The organism is Actibacterium sp. 188UL27-1 (genome assembly GCF_016901225.1).
Lineage (GTDB): Bacteria > Pseudomonadota > Alphaproteobacteria > Rhodobacterales > Rhodobacteraceae > 188UL27-1.
On sequence record NZ_JAFEUL010000017.1, the window covers coordinates 85,894 to 100,916 of the forward strand.

A 15,023-nucleotide genomic window follows, 5' to 3' on the forward strand; every position below is an offset into this window, starting at 1 on the left:
GGTTTCACAGATCTCGGTCCAGCGCGGCTCTCCCGGGATGGACCATCCCAAACAAAAGCTTAACCAACCGCCCGGCGCGTATGCATGGTTTGTGCATGGGATGTGTATCGATTGTGTATCCCGTCCGCATGCCCGAAAAGGGGTTCAGACCGTCGCGTCCTGACATGCGCAGACCGGTCTGACCAACGACGCTCTGCAGGGTAATCCAAGGCGACACCCCATGTTCCTGTCCGTATTCGAGATCTTCAAACCCGGCATCGGCCCCTCCTCCTCCCACACGATCGGGCCCATGGTGGCCGCTGCCCGGTTCCTTGATCGGCTTCGCAAATCTCCGTTTACGGCCAATGGGTTGCGGGCTTCCCTCCACGGCTCTTTGGCCTTCACCGGTGTAGGCCACGCGACGGACCGCGCTGTCATCTTGGGCCTGGCCGGGTTTCGACCCGACGACTATGACCCTGAAAAGGCCGAAGAAACCCTGGCGCAGATCCGAAAGACACAGACGGTCGAGGTGCCCGATCTACCGCCCCTGCAGTTCAGCCCTGACACCGATCTGATCTTCGACTACGGCGACCCGCTCCCCGGCCACGCTAATGGTTTGATTTTAATGGCAATTGATGGCCAAGGGGATGTGATCGACCGGCAAACCTACTACTCCATTGGCGGTGGCTTCGTCCTGACGGCCGAGGAATTGCAGCATGGTGCTGATACGGCTGATCCCTGTGGTCCAGTCTCCCCCTACCCTTTTGAAAACGCGGACGAAATGCTGCAAATGGCACGCGATAGCGGCCTGTCCATCGCAGAAATGAAACGCGCCAATGAGCGCGCCCGCACAAGCGAGGCCAGCCTGACCGCTGGTATCGACAAGATCTGGCACGTCATGTCCACCTGCATCGACAATGGCCTTACGGCACCCGATGGTGTTTTGCCCGGCGGACTAGAGGTCCGCCGCCGCGCCCCCGACATCCACCGTCGTTTGCTGGCAGAGCGAGGGCAAAACCTCACCGCGCCCCATACAATCAACGACTGGATCAGTGTCTATGCCATGGCGGTAAACGAAGAAAACGCCGCCGGCGGCCGCGTTGTCACCGCGCCAACCAACGGTGCTGCCGGTGTCGTACCAGCCGTCCTGCGCTATTGGCTGGATCATGTGCCAGGTGCCACAAGATCCAATATCGACACCTTCCTTCTCACCGCGGCGGCCATCGGCGGGCTGATCAAACACAACGCCTCGATCAGCGGCGCCGAGGCCGGATGCCAAGCAGAAGTCGGCAGCGCCGCCGCCATGGCCGCTGCCGGCCTCGCAGCCGTCTTGGGCGCCACACCTGAACAGATTGAAAATGCCGCAGAAATTGCGCTGGAACATCACCTCGGTATGACCTGCGACCCCGTCAAAGGCTTGGTCCAGGTCCCATGTATCGAACGCAACGGTCTGGGCGCGGTCAAGGCAGTCGCAGCGGCCTCACTCGCCTTGCGCGGGGATGGCACGCACCTGGTCCCACTGGATGCTTGCATCGAAACCATGCGCCAAACCGGCGCCGATATGAGCAGCAAATACAAGGAAACCTCGTTGGGGGGGCTCGCGGTCAACATCCCAAATTGTTGAGATCCGCCTCCATCATGTGTCTAAAAATATCCCGGGGGTGAATGCCCGCCTGCGGGCAGAGGGGGCTGGCCCCCTCACCGGTCGGACGGACCGGATCCCTCACTGCAGCGCCAGAACCTCACCTGCCAAATAAAGCGATCCGCAGATGAGCACCCGTGCCCCTGGCGCCTTGGCTGCGATTGCGATCAAGGCATCTGTGACGGAACCACTTACCTCAACCGATAAACCCACGGATCGAGCCGCGCCCGCCACATCCTCCGGGGCCGCCCCACCCGGTGCATCGGTGACGGGAACCGCCATCACACCTTGTACAACATCCCCGAAAGGCGCCAGAAACCCTGCCCAGTCCTTGCGGGCCATCATCCCCGTGATCATCCACAATGGCCGCCCCGGCATCGCTTCCATGGCGCGCGCCAAGGCTCGCCCAGCAGCAGGGTTATGCCCACCATCAAGCCACAGTTCCATGCCCGGAGCGAGCGCCACCAAGGGACCATTGGTTAACCGCTGGATCCGTGCGGGCCAGGCCGCGTCGCGCAAAGCGGCCTCGCAGGCGGCCTCGCCATGGCCCAATTGGCGCAAGACAGCGAGGGCAATCCCCGCATTCTCAACCTGATGCAGACCGGGCAAGGCTGGAAGGGGCAGATCAAGCAGGCCGGTTTCATCTTGGAAAACCAGCCGACCATGTTCGGTGGTCACATGCCATTGCTGTCCGAAGGCGGAAATCGGTGCGCCGAGCGGTGTAGCACGCGCCTCAATCACATCGAGCGCTTCATCGGGCTGCCGACCAATGATACACGGAACGCCCCGCTTGAGAATGCCCGCCTTTTCCCCGGCGATCTTGGCAAGCGTATCCCCCAGAAATTCCTGATGGTCGATGTCTACCGGTGTGATCACGGTACACAGGGGACAGTCGATGACATTGGTGGCATCCAACCGCCCGCCCAGCCCGACTTCCAACAACAGCATATCGGCCGGATTTTCGGCAAAGGCAAGGAAGGCAGCGCAGGTCGTCGCTTCGAAATACGTGATCGGATGCCCGTCATTGGCCATCAACGTGCGGTGCAACACATCGATCAACGCAGGTTCGTCAATCTCTGCCCCGTTCAAGACGATCCGCTCCGAAAAGCGCACGAGATGTGGCGACGTATAGGCATGGACCCGTTGGCCGGCCGCCGCCAAACCGGCTCGGACCATGGCCAGGGTCGAGCCCTTTCCGTTGGTCCCGGCAATATGGATCACCGGCGGCAGCTTGCGTTCGGGATGGTCAAGCGCCGTTAACAGCCGGGTCATCCGACCCAGCGACAGTTCGATCTCAACCGGATGCAAGGCCAGCATCTGCGCCAAAAGCTCGGCGCTGGTCTTCGGTATCAAGGGGTCGGGTCCACCGGGCCCGCCGCGGCGACCTCATCGGGCGCAGCCGCATCGACCTGCGCCATGTCAGCCTCCCGGTCCGGCGGGGGCAGATCGCCTTTGACGGGCGGTGTCAGGCCCATCAGCATGCGGGTGATCCCGATCAATTCATCCCGCATGTGTTCCCGCCGGGTGACGCGGTCGAGCATGCCATGCTCCAACAGATATTCGGCGCGTTGAAACCCCTCGGGCAGCTTTTCACGGATCGTCTGCTCGATCACTCTGGGACCGGCAAAACAGATCAGCGCCCCGGGTTCGGCGATCTGGACATCCCCCAACATCGCATAACTGGCAGTCACGCCGCCGGTAGTCGGATGGGTCAGCACCACAATGTAGGGCAGGCCAGCTTCGCGCAGCATCTGCACGCCGATGGTGGTCCGCGGCATCTGCATGAGGCTCAGGATGCCTTCCTGCATACGGGCACCACCTGCAGCAGAGAAAACAATGAAGGGGCGGCCTAATTCCAGGGCGCGCTCTGCGCCTGCCAAAAAAGCATTGCCCACATACATGCCCATGGAGCCAAGGATGAAGTTCGCATCCTGACAGGCGGCCACGATGGGCGTACGGCCCATTTCGCCTTCAGCAATCAGCATCGCCTCCATCTCACCCGTGTCACGCTGGGCAATCCGCATGCGTTCAGGGTAGCGTTTCTGGTCGCGAAAATGTAGCGGATCGGCAACGGGCTCGGGTACCGAAACCTCAGAATAGATGCCACCATCGAACAGATTGGCAAACCGCTCTCGCGGGCTGAGGGCCATGTGGTGGTTGCACGTCGTGCAGACGTTCAGATTGTCCTTGAGTTCCCGGTGGAACAGCATTGTTCCGCATTCCGGGCATTTCGACCACAGGTTGTCCGGAACTTCGCGGCGTGAAAACAGCGAATTGATCTTTGGCCGAACGTAGTTGGAGATCCAGTTCATAAAGGGCCCTTATGCCACGACGCCGATGACCGGGAAATAAGCCCCGCTCCACGGAATTGCAATTGCATAGGATTGTAGAGCAGTCGGAACCCCGACTGATCACGCGCAGCTCACAAGCCACAACACTCAGATCGCGCGGATCAGCCGGGACGATTGATCGGAACTGGCACGTTACCCTTCAGACTCAGAAAAAGTGACCAACCGTACTTAGTAGATTGGATAATTTAGTTGTCATTGCAAGTGGCAGCCGGAAAAAATCGCGCACTCTCCAAGCACGGGCGGCTCAACCCACCAGGATCCGGCGCGTCACCCACCAGACCAACAGCAGAACCAATATACCGAAAGCCATGCCAACGCTTTGAAACCCAACGGTTTCTACCGGCGCTTCGGTGACGTAAAGGGCAAGTCCAGTGATTGTCCCCTTAAACGAAACAATGAAAAGGCCCAGAAAATTATTGGCAAAGTGCAATCCCATCGCGGCACCGAGGCTGCCGGTCCGCTCTGTCAGGTCAGCGGCGATCAGGGCGAAGGTCAAAGTCGACAGCAGGACAAGTGCAACATTGGGCCCCATCGACGGATCGAAATGCGCAAAGGCAAACAGAACCGACGGGATCCAGAACCAGATCCAGCGCGCATGAAACCGCGCCGCGAGTTGTTGTTGCAGGTAGCCGCGAAACAGCAATTCCTCTGCGCCGATCTGCAAAAACAAAAGCGGCAAGGCCAGGGGCAGCCAGCGCAGGAAATTCTGGAAGGGCAGGTTTGGTTCTGGCGGATCAAAGAGGATACCGATCATCAGAACCGCACCGAAGATGACCCACAGCACAAGGAGCCCGGTGAAAAAGCCACGGATCCATTCGCTGAACGTCCCGAACAGGCTGCCAGGCCCGCGGAAATGCAAGGCAGCAGCGGCAAGGATCACGCCAAGGAACATGCCAAAAAAGGTCAGCAAAAGCACAATGACCTCAACGGGATCATCTGGTTCGGCCAGACCATTGAAAAACGGCATGATCCCGAACGGATTGGTCTGTGCGATGGCGGCAGCGGTTACGCCAAAGATCAAGGCGGTGGACGCGGCGTAGATGAACACGATCAAAAGCAGGCCTAGCAGGATCCGCCAGAATTCGGGGTAGAGTTTCGCCTCGGCGATGGAGGCTTCGAATTCCGGATTGCGCATCTGTGGCTCCGTGATTGTTGATGTGGCTCAGGGGTATCGGATTGCCCGAGGGTCAGCAACGCCGGTTACGCGCGCACGGCCACACGCGCAGCCAGCCATCCGCACAGAACCCAAACCGCCTCCACCACGAAAAGCGAGAGCGGTTGCGGCACCGACCAATCCAGATCGAAGACATAGAGAGCCAGGCCACCCCAATCATCGTTCACCGAAACCACTGCAATAGCGAAGAAGTTATTGACAAGGTGCAGCGCCCAAGCCGCGCCCATCGTCCCGGTGCGTGCGGTCAAATCGGCATAGCTGAGCCCCGAAAGCGTCACCAGAACAACAATGAACCACGCATTCGGGCCCGGCTCGTTGAACCAGTGCAGCAGGCCGAATGCCAGTGACGGTGCAACCAACCACAGCCAAGGCGAGCGGAACCGCGCACCAAGTTGCTGTTGGAGGTAGCCGCGAAACACCACCTCTTCGGTACCAGTCTGGATCAACAGGGCGACGGAGGTCAGTGGCAGCAGCAGGACCCAAGTGACCGCCGTGACGGAATTGCGCTGCAGCGTCAGGTCTCCGGTTGGGCTAAGTATCCCGACCACCAGATAGACCGCACCGGCCCAGATCAGAACGGCCCGAAAATCAATCCAGGCTTGCTCCAACGGACCGAGCATCGAAAGCAAGCTGCGCAGATGCAGCAACCGGGTTATGAACCCGAAACTAACCGCAAACACCATGAACATCGCCAGATTGGCCAAGGTGAATGCGGGGCTTGGCGTCACCTGGACATCGGCAACGGCCATTGCGTTGTAAAGATCAGGTGCCAAGGGGAGCAGAAGTGCATCCAAGACCAAGCGCGCGAAAAAGATACCGCCCAGGAAGGTCACGATCAGGACCACCGGGATCCGCCAAAGCTCCCCTTTTTCCGCGGCGGGTCGGACGAATTGCTGATGCGGGCCATAGGACATGGAAAAATCCTTTCCCTGCCCTGCTATGCCGCATTGCACAAAGACGCAATTCAGCTTGTCGTTGTCAACGTCGGTGGCTATGCGCATGATCCAAAGAAATCCGGGGAGGGATAAGATGCTGAAGAAACCGTTTGATAAATCTGCATTGCCCAGCCGCCATGTGACCGAAGGACCTTCGCGGGCGCCGCACCGGTCTTACTACTATGCAATGGGGCTGAGCGAGGACGAGATCGCGCAGCCGTTCATTGGCGTCGCCACTTGTTGGAACGAAGCCGCCCCCTGCAACATCGCATTGAACCGCCAAGCCCAGGCCGTGAAGCTGGGTGTGAAGGCGGCCAGCGGCACCCCCCGGGAGTTTACCACCATCACCGTGACCGACGGCATCGCGATGGGGCATGAGGGCATGCGGTCATCGCTGGCCTCCCGCGAGGCCATTGCCGACACTGTTGAGCTTACGATGCGTGGCCATTGCTATGACGCCATTGTCGGCCTTGCCGGTTGCGACAAGTCCCTGCCGGGCATGATGATGGCCATGGTGCGGCTGAACGTGCCCAGCGTGTTCATCTATGGTGGATCGATCCTGCCCGGTCGATTGAACGGCAAGGATGTCACCGTACAGGACGTGTTCGAGGCGGTGGGACAGCACCAGGCAGGCAATTATTCGGACGAGGAGCTGGCCATTCTGGAGCGGGTCGCCTGCCCCTCTGCCGGCGCATGTGGCGGGCAGTTCACGGCCAACACCATGGCCTGCGTGTCCGAGGCGATTGGCCTGGCACTGCCGAACTCCTCCGGCGCGCCTGCGCCTTACGAAAACCGCGATCAGTATGGCAAAGCCAGCGGCGAGGCTGTGATGCTCCTGTTGGAAAAGAACATCCGCGCCCGCGATGTCGTCACCCGCAAGAGCCTGGAAAACGCAGCCCGCGTCGTGGCCTGCACAGGCGGATCCACCAATGCCGGGCTGCACCTGCCCGCGATTGCCCATGAGGCGGGGATCGATTTCGACCTTGGCGACGTCTGCGACATTTTCCGCGATACACCGTACTTCGTCGATCTCAAGCCCGGCGGCCAATATGTGGCCAAGGACCTTTATGAGGTGGGCGGCGTGCCTGTCGTCATGAAGGAGCTTCGCAAGGCGGGATTGGTCCATGAGGATTGCGTCACCGCGACCGGCGCCACCATGGGCGAAGAATTGGATAAGGTGGCTTTGGAGGCCGATGGCCGCGTGATCTACCCCGTTGCGACACCGATCACGCCCACCGGCGGTGTGGTGGGGTTGACAGGAAACCTCGCCCCGGAAGGCGCCATCGTCAAAGTCGCCGGAATGGCGGCGGAGGACCAAGTCTTTACCGGCCCGGCCCGTGTGTTTGAATGCGAGGAAGACGCGTTTGAGGCCGTCAAGGCCCGCGGCTATGCCGAAGGCGAGATCCTGGTGATCCGCAATGAAGGTCCGGCCGGGGGCCCCGGTATGCGGGAAATGCTGGCGACAACGGCGGCTTTGTCTGGCCAAGGCATGGGCAAAAAGGTCGCGCTGATCACCGATGGCCGGTTTTCCGGGGCGACACGCGGCTTTTGCGTTGGCCATGTCGGGCCAGAGGCGGCCCATGGCGGCCCCATCGCCCTGTTGGAAGACGGCGACATGATCACGATTGATGCGATCAAGGGTGAAATTTCTGTCGCGCTGAGCGATGACGACTTGGCAAGCCGCAGGGCCAAGTGGAGCGGCGCGCGCGAGACGATCTATGCCAGCGGTGCGTTGTGGAAATATGCGCAGCTGGTGGGTGGGGCCAACAAAGGCGCCGTGACCCATCCCGGTGCCAAGGATGAACGACACATTTATATGGATCTTTAAGGTGTGGCGGTCCCTATTCGCAGCCAGCCTGGCCCTGGCATTGACCGGTTGCCTGGGCGACGGATCACAGGCCAATCGCGGCTTTGGCGCAGCAATATTCTCTCGCGCGGCACCAACCCAGGTGTCGGTTCGTGAGGGAGCGGTCACAGTTGCCGGACCGGCGGGATATTGCGTCGACACGCGCTCAAGCCGTTTGAACGATTCAACCGCATTCGTCTTGCTGGGCAGTTGTGCCGGTCTGTCGGGGCGCGCGGCGACGCCCGAGAACCGGACGCTAGATGCGCTTTTGACCGCCACCGTAGCCCCTGGCGGTACGGCCCCGGTTGAAGCGTTTGAGCGCTTTTTCACGACAGATGCCGGGCGGGCAGCCTTGGCCCAGGATGGCGACCCCGCCAAGGTTGACGTGTTCGAGACCGAGATTCAGGGCGATGTCTTCCTGATGCATTTGCAAGATAGCGGCTTGTCGGACCTGCCTGACCTGGCGGCGGATCGTTGGCGGGCCGTCTTTACCATGAATGGCGCGGTCGTGTCCGCCACGGTCATCGGGTTGCGCGGCCACAACATGGGCAGCGAACGTGGAATGTCCCTGGCCATGCGGTTTGCCCAACGGATCCAGCAGGCCAGCGGCGGTGTACAGACCGCCGCGGCGCAATAGCTATCCGCGCTGGACCTCTGCAGCGATGCGGGTGGACTCTTCGACCGACAGACGTGGCGGGTGCCAGTCGCGCCCTGGAGCTGCATCCAGCAGCATCTTTGTGTACGCGTGCTGGGGATTGTCAAAGACATCCTCCGCCGACCCGAACTCAACCATGACCCCCTTCTGCATCACCGTGATGTAGTCAGAGATTTGGGCCGCCACGCGCAGGTCATGGGTGATGAAGATAATCGCGACCTGCAGCCGTTCCTGCAGATCATTCATCAACCGGAGCACTTGCTTTTGCACGGACAGGTCGAGCGCCGAAACGCTTTCATCGGCGATCACCACATCTGGCTCCATCGACAGGGCGCGGGCCACCCCGATCCGCTGCCGTTGCCCGCCCGAGAAATTGCGAGGTGTCCGGAAATATGCCTCCGGCTGCAGGCCGACCATCTCCAGCAATTCCATGGCGCGCGCCTTGGCCTCGGATGCGGAGACCCCGCGCAGGATGGGGCCGCGCGTGATGATGTCCCCCACCGTCTTGGTCGGATTCAGCGATCCGTAAGGGTCCTGAAAGATCATTTGGATCAGGCGGCGGCTGTCTTGCAACGTCGCGCCTTGCAGGGCCAGAAAGTCCTGTTCGTTGATGATGATCGACCCAGAGGTGGGTTCGATCAACCGGATCAGCGCCTTGGCGAGGGTTGACTTGCCCGATCCACTTTCGCCGACGACGCCCAATGTCTCGCCCGACCGCAAGACAAAGCTGGCATCGTTCAGGGCGTGGACCTGCTTGTCGCCTGCCCCATAGATCTTATGCAGCGACTTGGCCTCAACCTTGGGCGCGTCGTTGCGGGTGCGGTCGGGGCTGCGGGTGGTTTCAAGCGCAGGCATCGCGTCGACCAGTAGCTTTGTGTAGTCTTTCTGGGGGTTCATCAGGATCTGTTCTGCCGGGCCTTGCTCGATCACCTCGCCCCAGCACATGACGGCGACCCGGTCAGCAATATCGGCCACCACGCCGAAATCATGGGTGATAAAGATCGTGGCGTTGTCGTAGACATCCTTCAGGTCGTTGATAAGGCGCAGGATCTCCGCCTGTGTCGTCACGTCCAGCGCCGTGGTCGGTTCATCGGCAATCAGCACGTCGGGTTTGCAGGCCAGTGCCATGGCGATGACAACACGTTGGCATTGCCCACCGGAGACCTGGTGCGGGTAGCTGTCATAGATCCGCGGCGGGTTGGGCAGGCGCATCTGTTCCAACAGTTTCAACGTCTCCGCCTTGCGGTCGGTCTTGCTGATTTCCGGGCGGTGGAGGGCAAAAACCTCGTCTACCTGCTTGCCGATCTTCATCGCCGGATTCAGCGCCGCCATGGGCTCCTGGTAGATCATGGAAATCCGCGCACCGCGCATTTCACAGAGCTCGGCATCACTGAATTTCAGCACATCCCGCCCGTCAAATAACACCTCGCCCTGGGTCACGGTCAGACGCGGCGGCACGTCATTCATGATCGCGCTGGTCAAAACCGATTTGCCAGAGCCGCTTTCACCGACGATGCAAAGGATCTCCCCGCGCCGCAACTCAAGGTTCACATCCTTCACCGCATGTGTTCGATCCGCGCCCTTAGGCAACTCGATCGATATGTTGTTCATTTCAAGGATGATCTCGCCGCGCTGGCTACCGTCGGTCATGCGCTCTCCCATCTAGATGATGTCGGAGCTTACATCCCCCAACCTTGGCCCCCTAGGCTAGGCAGGGCCGAATGACCCGTCAACCGGGTCCGCAGGCATGCGGCGGTTGCGATAGCGCGCAATGCGCAGCCCCACAGCCACACAAAACGGCACAACGATGGTGAAGCTCAGCACGCCGCCGATACCGACAGCGAAGATAGGCAAAAAGATCTGTTGCAGAGCAGCGCCATCCATCGGGCGCAACTGGCTGAAGACACCCAAGGTCAGCGCACTGATCCAACAGCACAGCGACACACCGGCAATCACGCCCATTTTCAAGCGTGTGGCAAAGCGGATATCGCCGAACCTGAACCCCTCGTGGATGGCGTATTGGGGAATGGCAAAATAAGCGATGAAGCAGCCGTTGACCGTCAGCAGGGTCACAACACCGAGTTTCAGCATCAGCTTGGGGCTGAAATTGGCCAAATCAAACCCCGTGCGGGCATAAAGCAGAAACAGCCCGCTGGCCCACAGCACCAGGACCCCGGCCATGATCGTATTGTGCAAGCGATGCATCATACGGATATCGGCATCCGTCACCGGTTTGAAAAAGCATTTCAGGGCCGACACATCCGCCCAAAGGGCCAGGCCAAACCCCATGGCAAGGCCAAGCAAGTGGACCATCCGCGCAACATCAAGGGCAAGTGTGCTGTCTAATGAAATCATGCGCCATTCTCGTCAGAAACCGTGTATTTTTGAATTAAGCCGCGACTCCCCGTGGGACCGGGCTGTGATGAACAGGTCTGGCTGAACCATGTCATGGGAACGGTCTAAAGATGGAGGAACTGTGGCAGTGCATCCGAACAGCAAAAAACCCCGGTATTGCCACCGAGGTCTCATTTTTCCGTAGTTAAAATGCCGACTTATTCGGCGTTTTCTTCTTCGACCGCCTCTTCGCCGGTCTCTTGGTTCACGACCTTCATCGACAGGCGAACCTTGCCACGATCGTCAAAGCCCAAGAGTTTGACCCAAACCTCCTGACCTTCTTTCAGGACGTCAGAGGGGTGGTTCAGGCGGCGGTTCTCGATCTGGCTGACATGGACCAGACCGTCGCGCTTCCCAAAGAAGTTCACGAAGGCACCAAAGTCCACGATCTTGACCACAGTGCCTTTGTAAACCTTGCCTTCCTCGGGCTCAGCCACGATCGAGTAGATCATGTCGTAGGCTTTTTGTATGCTCTCACCATTGGGCGAAGCGATCTTGATCACACCGTCATCGTTGATGTCGACCTTCGCACCGGAGGTTTCCACGATCTCGCGGATGACCTTGCCGCCGGATCCGATGACTTCACGGATCTTGTCGGTAGGCACCTGCATTGTCTCGATCCGGGGTGCATGGACGCTGAATTCAGCGGCACCGGTCAGGGCCTTAGCCATCTCACCCAGGATATGCATCCGGCCGTCCTTGGCCTGGGCCAGGGCTTTTTCCATGATCTCAGGTGTGATGCCCGCAACCTTGATGTCCATCTGCAGGGAGGTGATGCCGTTCTCCGTCCCGGCGACCTTGAAGTCCATATCGCCAAGATGATCTTCGTCGCCCAGGATGTCGGTCAGGATCGCGTAGGATCCGTCTTCTTCCAGGATCAAGCCCATGGCCACACCGGCCACGGCCGATTTCAAGGGCACTCCCGCATCCATCATGGCCAAGGAACCACCACAGACGGTCGCCATTGAGGACGATCCGTTGGACTCGGTGATCTCTGACACCAGCCGCACCGTGTAGGGGAAATCCGTCGCCGCAGGCAGAACCGCCTGTAACGCGCGCCAGGCCAGCTTACCATGGCCGATCTCGCGACGACCCGGAGGGCCAAAGCGGCCAACCTCACCCACCGAATAGGGCGGGAAGTTGTAATGCAGCATGAAGTTCGAGCGGCTGTTGGAATGGAGGGCGTCGATGATCTGCTCATCCTCGCCGGTGCCCAACGTGGTGATGACCAGACCTTGGGTCTCACCCCGTGTGAATAGGGCCGAACCATGGGTCCGCGGCAACAGACCGGTCTCAGACACGATGGGGCGCACGGTGGTCGTATCGCGGCCATCGATACGGGTGCCGTTCTTGACAACGTCGCCGCGCAGGATGCTGCTTTCCAGCTTTTTCAGGGCCGAACCCAGATTGCTGTCTTCGCGCTGCTCTTCGGTGAGCGCATCCAGGATCTTGGCACGTGCGTCCGAGATTGCGGTGGTCCGTTCCTGCTTATCCGTAATGGCGAAAGCGGCGCGCATGTCGGCCTCACCCGCGGCCTTCACGGCGTCATAAAGTGCGCTGTAATCGGGCGGCTGGTAGTCGAACGGTTCTTTCGCAGCATCTTCGGCCAGATCGATGATCAGATCGATCACGGGCTGGATCTGCTCATGGGCGAAGTTGACAGCACCCAGCATCTCGGCTTCCGACAGCTCATAAGCTTCGGATTCGACCATCATGACGGCGTCCTTGGTGCCCGCCACGACCAGGTCCAGCCGCTGTTCGGGCTTGGAGCGCAGATCGTCCATGTCGGTGACTTCGGGGTTGAGGATGTATTCGCCATCCACAAAACCAACGCGGGCCGCCGCGATCGGACCCATGAACGGTGCGCCCGAAATGGTCAGGGCAGCAGAGGCCGCGATCATCGCCACGATGTCGGGATCGTTGACCAAATCGTGTGACAGCACCGTGCAGATCACCAGCACTTCATGCTTGAAGCCGGGAACGAAAAGTGGCCGGATCGGACGGTCAATAAGGCGCGAGGTCAGCGTCTCTTTCTCAGTCGGGCGACCTTCACGCTTGAAAAAACCGCCGGGGATTTTACCGGCGGCATAGTATTTTTCGTTGTAATGCACGGTCAGTGGAAAGAAATCCTGACCGGGCTTGGGTGCTTTTGCAAACGTCACGTTTGCCATCACGCTGGTCTCACCCAACGTGGCAATCACGGTGCCGTCGGCCTGACGGGCAACCTTGCCCGTTTCCAGCGTCAGGGTTTCCTCGCCCCATTCCAGTGTCTTTGTCGATACGTCGAACATCTTGTTTTCCTATTCTGGCCGCCGGGGCGTATCCCCTGTCACGGCCTATTGCGTACGACGGCGTGTCCGTCGCGGCCCTTGATGCATCCCTGATCCGGTCGGGCCCGGCCATTTCAGGAAGCCCCAAGAGAGCCTTGGGGCGGGTGTTCGGGTCCCACGACCGGAACAAAAAACCGCGCCCCCGGGGGGACGCGGTTTTGGTGTCTTAGCGGCGCAGACCCAGGCGTTTGATGAGATCCTGATACCGGCTCTCTTCTTTGGCGCGCAGATAATCCAAAAGTTTGCGGCGCTGTGCGACCATCTTCAAAAGACCACGGCGGGAATGGTTATCCTTTTTGTGGGTCTTGAAGTGTTCGGTCAGCGTGGCGATGCGTGAACTGAGAACGGCAACCTGAACTTCGGGCGAGCCAGTGTCGCCTTCCTTGGTTGCGTATTCCTTCATCACGCGATTTTTCTCTTCAACAGTGATCGACATCGGGGTCTCCTTGCGATTGGTAGGTGAATGGCACAAGCCGGGATGTCGTCCAGCAAGGCCCTTGGAGATCTCGGTACCGCCACGGCGGCACGGATGCGCGCGTATAGGGGATATCCCCCTAAAAGAAAAGCCTTCATTAAAGTGGGACTTGGCGCAGCCAAATGGCCTGCGCGTATCAGCGATCAATATCGATTTGACGTGCGAGTTCGGTCGCCCACTCCCCGATAATCGGAATGAAATCGACCCAAGATAGTAGATAAACGAGGATTGAGACCAAGATACTCGCGCCCATTACCGTCCCAAGCCCAAACGACAATCCGCGCAAAAACTGAAAGAACATCAGCCGCCAGGTGCTATTATGGATTCGAACAAATCGGTGGTTGTTCAGACGCGCCAGTTCGGCCCGCAAACCGGCGACTTCGGATTGTGTATCAGGTATGTCTGCTTTCATATCGTTGATTTAGCTCTTTATGGCAGGTGTCACGCAACGGCGTTGCTTGAAACTTTGCCATCTACGGCGTATCTGCCCCTAACACACTAGGGAAATGACAATGGCCAATCCGCTGCAATTTGTTCAACAGGTCCGGTCCGAAGTGGCAAAGGTCGTCTGGCCAACCCGCCGGGAGGTGTTGTTGACCACCGTCATGGTGTTCATCCTCGCCACGATCGCAGCTGTGTTTTTCTTTGTGGTGGATCTCATCATCAAAACCGGCCTGACCTCCGTCTTGGGATTGTTCGGCTAGTTTTGGTCTTGGCAGGGGCTGAGGGACTCGAACCCACGACCCTCGGTTTTGGAGACCGATGCTCTACCAACTGAGCTAAACCCCTACGACCACAATGGCGTCTACCGGCTATCGCCGCATCGTTCAAGGGTGATCTGCGCATCACCGATGAATGTGGCGGGGATGCAAGTTAGGTTGATCAGGGACAAGCATGTGCAAGACAATTCGATAATGCAGTGGAAACGAAAAAGAACCAGTCGGGTCTACCAGACTGGTTCTTTTGATTTGGATGGCGCACCATCCAACAGGCCGAGTTGTTGCCCCGGCCTGCTATCTGCAACACACCGACTTATTTCGCGATGGACTGCAGACGACGGACGATCTCGGCTTGGCTGTCGCCGGAGCTCAGAACGATGTTCACACGGGCCAGTTCAGACTTGCTGAGGTCATTGACGTTGATTTCAACGGGATAAGAGGCCAGGCGGCTTTCCAGGGCAGTTGGTGCCGTCATTGCGGATGCCGTGCCGGCCAGAGCAGCGAAAGCGACGAGGGCGGGTTG

General features: G+C 59.5%; 14 protein-coding genes and 1 tRNA gene. 4 read left to right on the top strand and 11 right to left on the bottom strand.

Going from position 1 to position 15,023, the window contains the following annotated elements:
* The first annotated feature begins 220 nt into the window (after positions 1–220).
* Positions 221–1,603, top strand: a complete 1,383-nt coding sequence (locus IU397_RS18270) for an L-serine ammonia-lyase (protein WP_204416530.1) — start codon at positions 221–223, stop codon at positions 1,601–1,603.
* Between the two features lie 99 nt (positions 1,604–1,702).
* Here the strand turns inward: IU397_RS18270 and IU397_RS18275 are convergent, their stop codons facing one another.
* From IU397_RS18275 to IU397_RS18290, 4 genes are all read right to left on the bottom strand, one after another.
* Positions 1,703–2,971 (bottom strand): folylpolyglutamate synthase/dihydrofolate synthase family protein, encoded by a 1,269-nt coding sequence (locus IU397_RS18275; protein ID WP_370541724.1) that lies wholly within the window; start codon positions 2,969–2,971, stop codon positions 1,703–1,705.
* Positions 2,971–3,933, bottom strand: coding sequence for an acetyl-CoA carboxylase, carboxyltransferase subunit beta (gene accD / locus IU397_RS18280; protein WP_204416532.1), 963 nt, complete (start codon positions 3,931–3,933; stop codon positions 2,971–2,973). Before accD ends, IU397_RS18275 begins: the two co-directional genes overlap by 1 nt.
* Positions 3,934–4,216: 283 nt before the next feature.
* Positions 4,217–5,107 carry a CPBP family intramembrane glutamic endopeptidase gene (locus tag IU397_RS18285; RefSeq protein WP_204416534.1) on the bottom strand — a complete coding sequence of 297 codons (891 nt, stop codon included), beginning with the start codon at positions 5,105–5,107 and terminating at the stop codon, positions 4,217–4,219.
* A 65-nt stretch (positions 5,108–5,172) separates the two neighbouring features.
* Complete coding sequence (locus IU397_RS18290; RefSeq protein ID WP_204416536.1) at positions 5,173–6,060, bottom strand: CPBP family intramembrane glutamic endopeptidase; 888 nt, start codon at positions 6,058–6,060, stop codon at positions 5,173–5,175.
* Between the two features lie 115 nt (positions 6,061–6,175).
* Between IU397_RS18290 and ilvD the strand changes: the two genes are divergently transcribed.
* Both ilvD and IU397_RS18300 read left to right on the top strand, forming a co-directional pair.
* Positions 6,176–7,909 carry a dihydroxy-acid dehydratase gene (ilvD, locus tag IU397_RS18295; protein ID WP_204416538.1) on the top strand — a complete coding sequence of 578 codons (1,734 nt, stop codon included), beginning with the start codon at positions 6,176–6,178 and terminating at the stop codon, positions 7,907–7,909.
* A 1-nt stretch (position 7,910) separates the two neighbouring features.
* On the top strand, positions 7,911–8,564 hold the full coding sequence (locus IU397_RS18300) for a hypothetical protein (protein WP_204416540.1): 654 nt from the start codon (positions 7,911–7,913) through the stop codon (positions 8,562–8,564).
* Here IU397_RS18300 and IU397_RS18305 read toward each other — a convergent pair whose 3' ends face one another.
* The 5 genes from IU397_RS18305 to IU397_RS18325 all read right to left on the bottom strand — a co-directional run bounded on the left by IU397_RS18305 (position 8,565) and on the right by IU397_RS18325 (position 14,193).
* Positions 8,565–10,232 (bottom strand): ABC transporter ATP-binding protein, encoded by a 1,668-nt coding sequence (locus IU397_RS18305; protein WP_204416542.1) that lies wholly within the window; start codon positions 10,230–10,232, stop codon positions 8,565–8,567.
* Positions 10,233–10,289: 57 nt separating this feature from the next.
* On the bottom strand, positions 10,290–10,937 hold the full coding sequence (locus IU397_RS18310; protein WP_204416544.1) for a hypothetical protein: 648 nt from the start codon (positions 10,935–10,937) through the stop codon (positions 10,290–10,292).
* 197 nt (positions 10,938–11,134) lie between these two features.
* Positions 11,135–13,267: a polyribonucleotide nucleotidyltransferase gene (gene pnp, locus IU397_RS18315; protein WP_204416546.1), complete on the bottom strand. Its 2,133-nt coding sequence runs from the start codon at positions 13,265–13,267 to the stop codon at positions 11,135–11,137.
* 205 nt (positions 13,268–13,472) lie between these two features.
* On the bottom strand, positions 13,473–13,742 hold the full coding sequence (gene rpsO / locus IU397_RS18320) for a 30S ribosomal protein S15 (RefSeq protein ID WP_204416548.1): 270 nt from the start codon (positions 13,740–13,742) through the stop codon (positions 13,473–13,475).
* A gap of 175 nt (positions 13,743–13,917) precedes the next feature.
* Entirely contained in the window at positions 13,918–14,193 is a 276-nt protein-coding gene (locus IU397_RS18325; RefSeq protein WP_204416550.1) for a DUF5665 domain-containing protein, read from the bottom strand.
* Between the two features lie 94 nt (positions 14,194–14,287).
* On the opposite strand from IU397_RS18325, the gene secE reads away from it, so the two are divergent.
* Positions 14,288–14,485: a preprotein translocase subunit SecE gene (gene secE, locus IU397_RS18330; protein WP_204416552.1), complete on the top strand. Its 198-nt coding sequence runs from the start codon at positions 14,288–14,290 to the stop codon at positions 14,483–14,485.
* Positions 14,486–14,494: 9 nt separating this feature from the next.
* On the opposite strand, the gene IU397_RS18335 is transcribed toward secE, so the two are convergent.
* Positions 14,495–14,570, bottom strand: a tRNA-Trp gene (locus tag IU397_RS18335).
* Between the two features lie 243 nt (positions 14,571–14,813).
* Positions 14,814–15,023 (bottom strand): hypothetical protein (locus IU397_RS18340; RefSeq protein WP_204416554.1); only part of this gene is annotated, 210 nt, incomplete at its 5' end.

What these genes read in the sequence shown, in the direction of transcription:
- accD (WP_204416532.1), bottom strand. Translation starts at nt 3,933, where the DNA reads ATGAACTGGATCTCCAACTACGTTCGGCCAAAGATCAATTCGCTGTTT.
- rpsO (WP_204416548.1), bottom strand. Translation starts at nt 13,742, where the DNA reads ATGTCGATCACTGTTGAAGAGAAAAATCGCGTGATGAAGGAATACGCA.
- IU397_RS18270 (WP_204416530.1), top strand. Translation starts at nt 221, where the DNA reads ATGTTCCTGTCCGTATTCGAGATCTTCAAACCCGGCATCGGCCCCTCC.
- IU397_RS18310 (WP_204416544.1), bottom strand. Translation starts at nt 10,937, where the DNA reads ATGATTTCATTAGACAGCACACTTGCCCTTGATGTTGCGCGGATGGTC.
- secE (WP_204416552.1), top strand. Translation starts at nt 14,288, where the DNA reads ATGACAATGGCCAATCCGCTGCAATTTGTTCAACAGGTCCGGTCCGAA.
- IU397_RS18305 (WP_204416542.1), bottom strand. Translation starts at nt 10,232, where the DNA reads ATGACCGACGGTAGCCAGCGCGGCGAGATCATCCTTGAAATGAACAAC.
- pnp (WP_204416546.1), bottom strand. Translation starts at nt 13,267, where the DNA reads ATGTTCGACGTATCGACAAAGACACTGGAATGGGGCGAGGAAACCCTG.
- IU397_RS18285 (WP_204416534.1), bottom strand. Translation starts at nt 5,107, where the DNA reads ATGCGCAATCCGGAATTCGAAGCCTCCATCGCCGAGGCGAAACTCTAC.
- IU397_RS18325 (WP_204416550.1), bottom strand. Translation starts at nt 14,193, where the DNA reads ATGAAAGCAGACATACCTGATACACAATCCGAAGTCGCCGGTTTGCGG.
- ilvD (WP_204416538.1), top strand. Translation starts at nt 6,176, where the DNA reads ATGCTGAAGAAACCGTTTGATAAATCTGCATTGCCCAGCCGCCATGTG.
- IU397_RS18290 (WP_204416536.1), bottom strand. Translation starts at nt 6,060, where the DNA reads ATGTCCTATGGCCCGCATCAGCAATTCGTCCGACCCGCCGCGGAAAAA.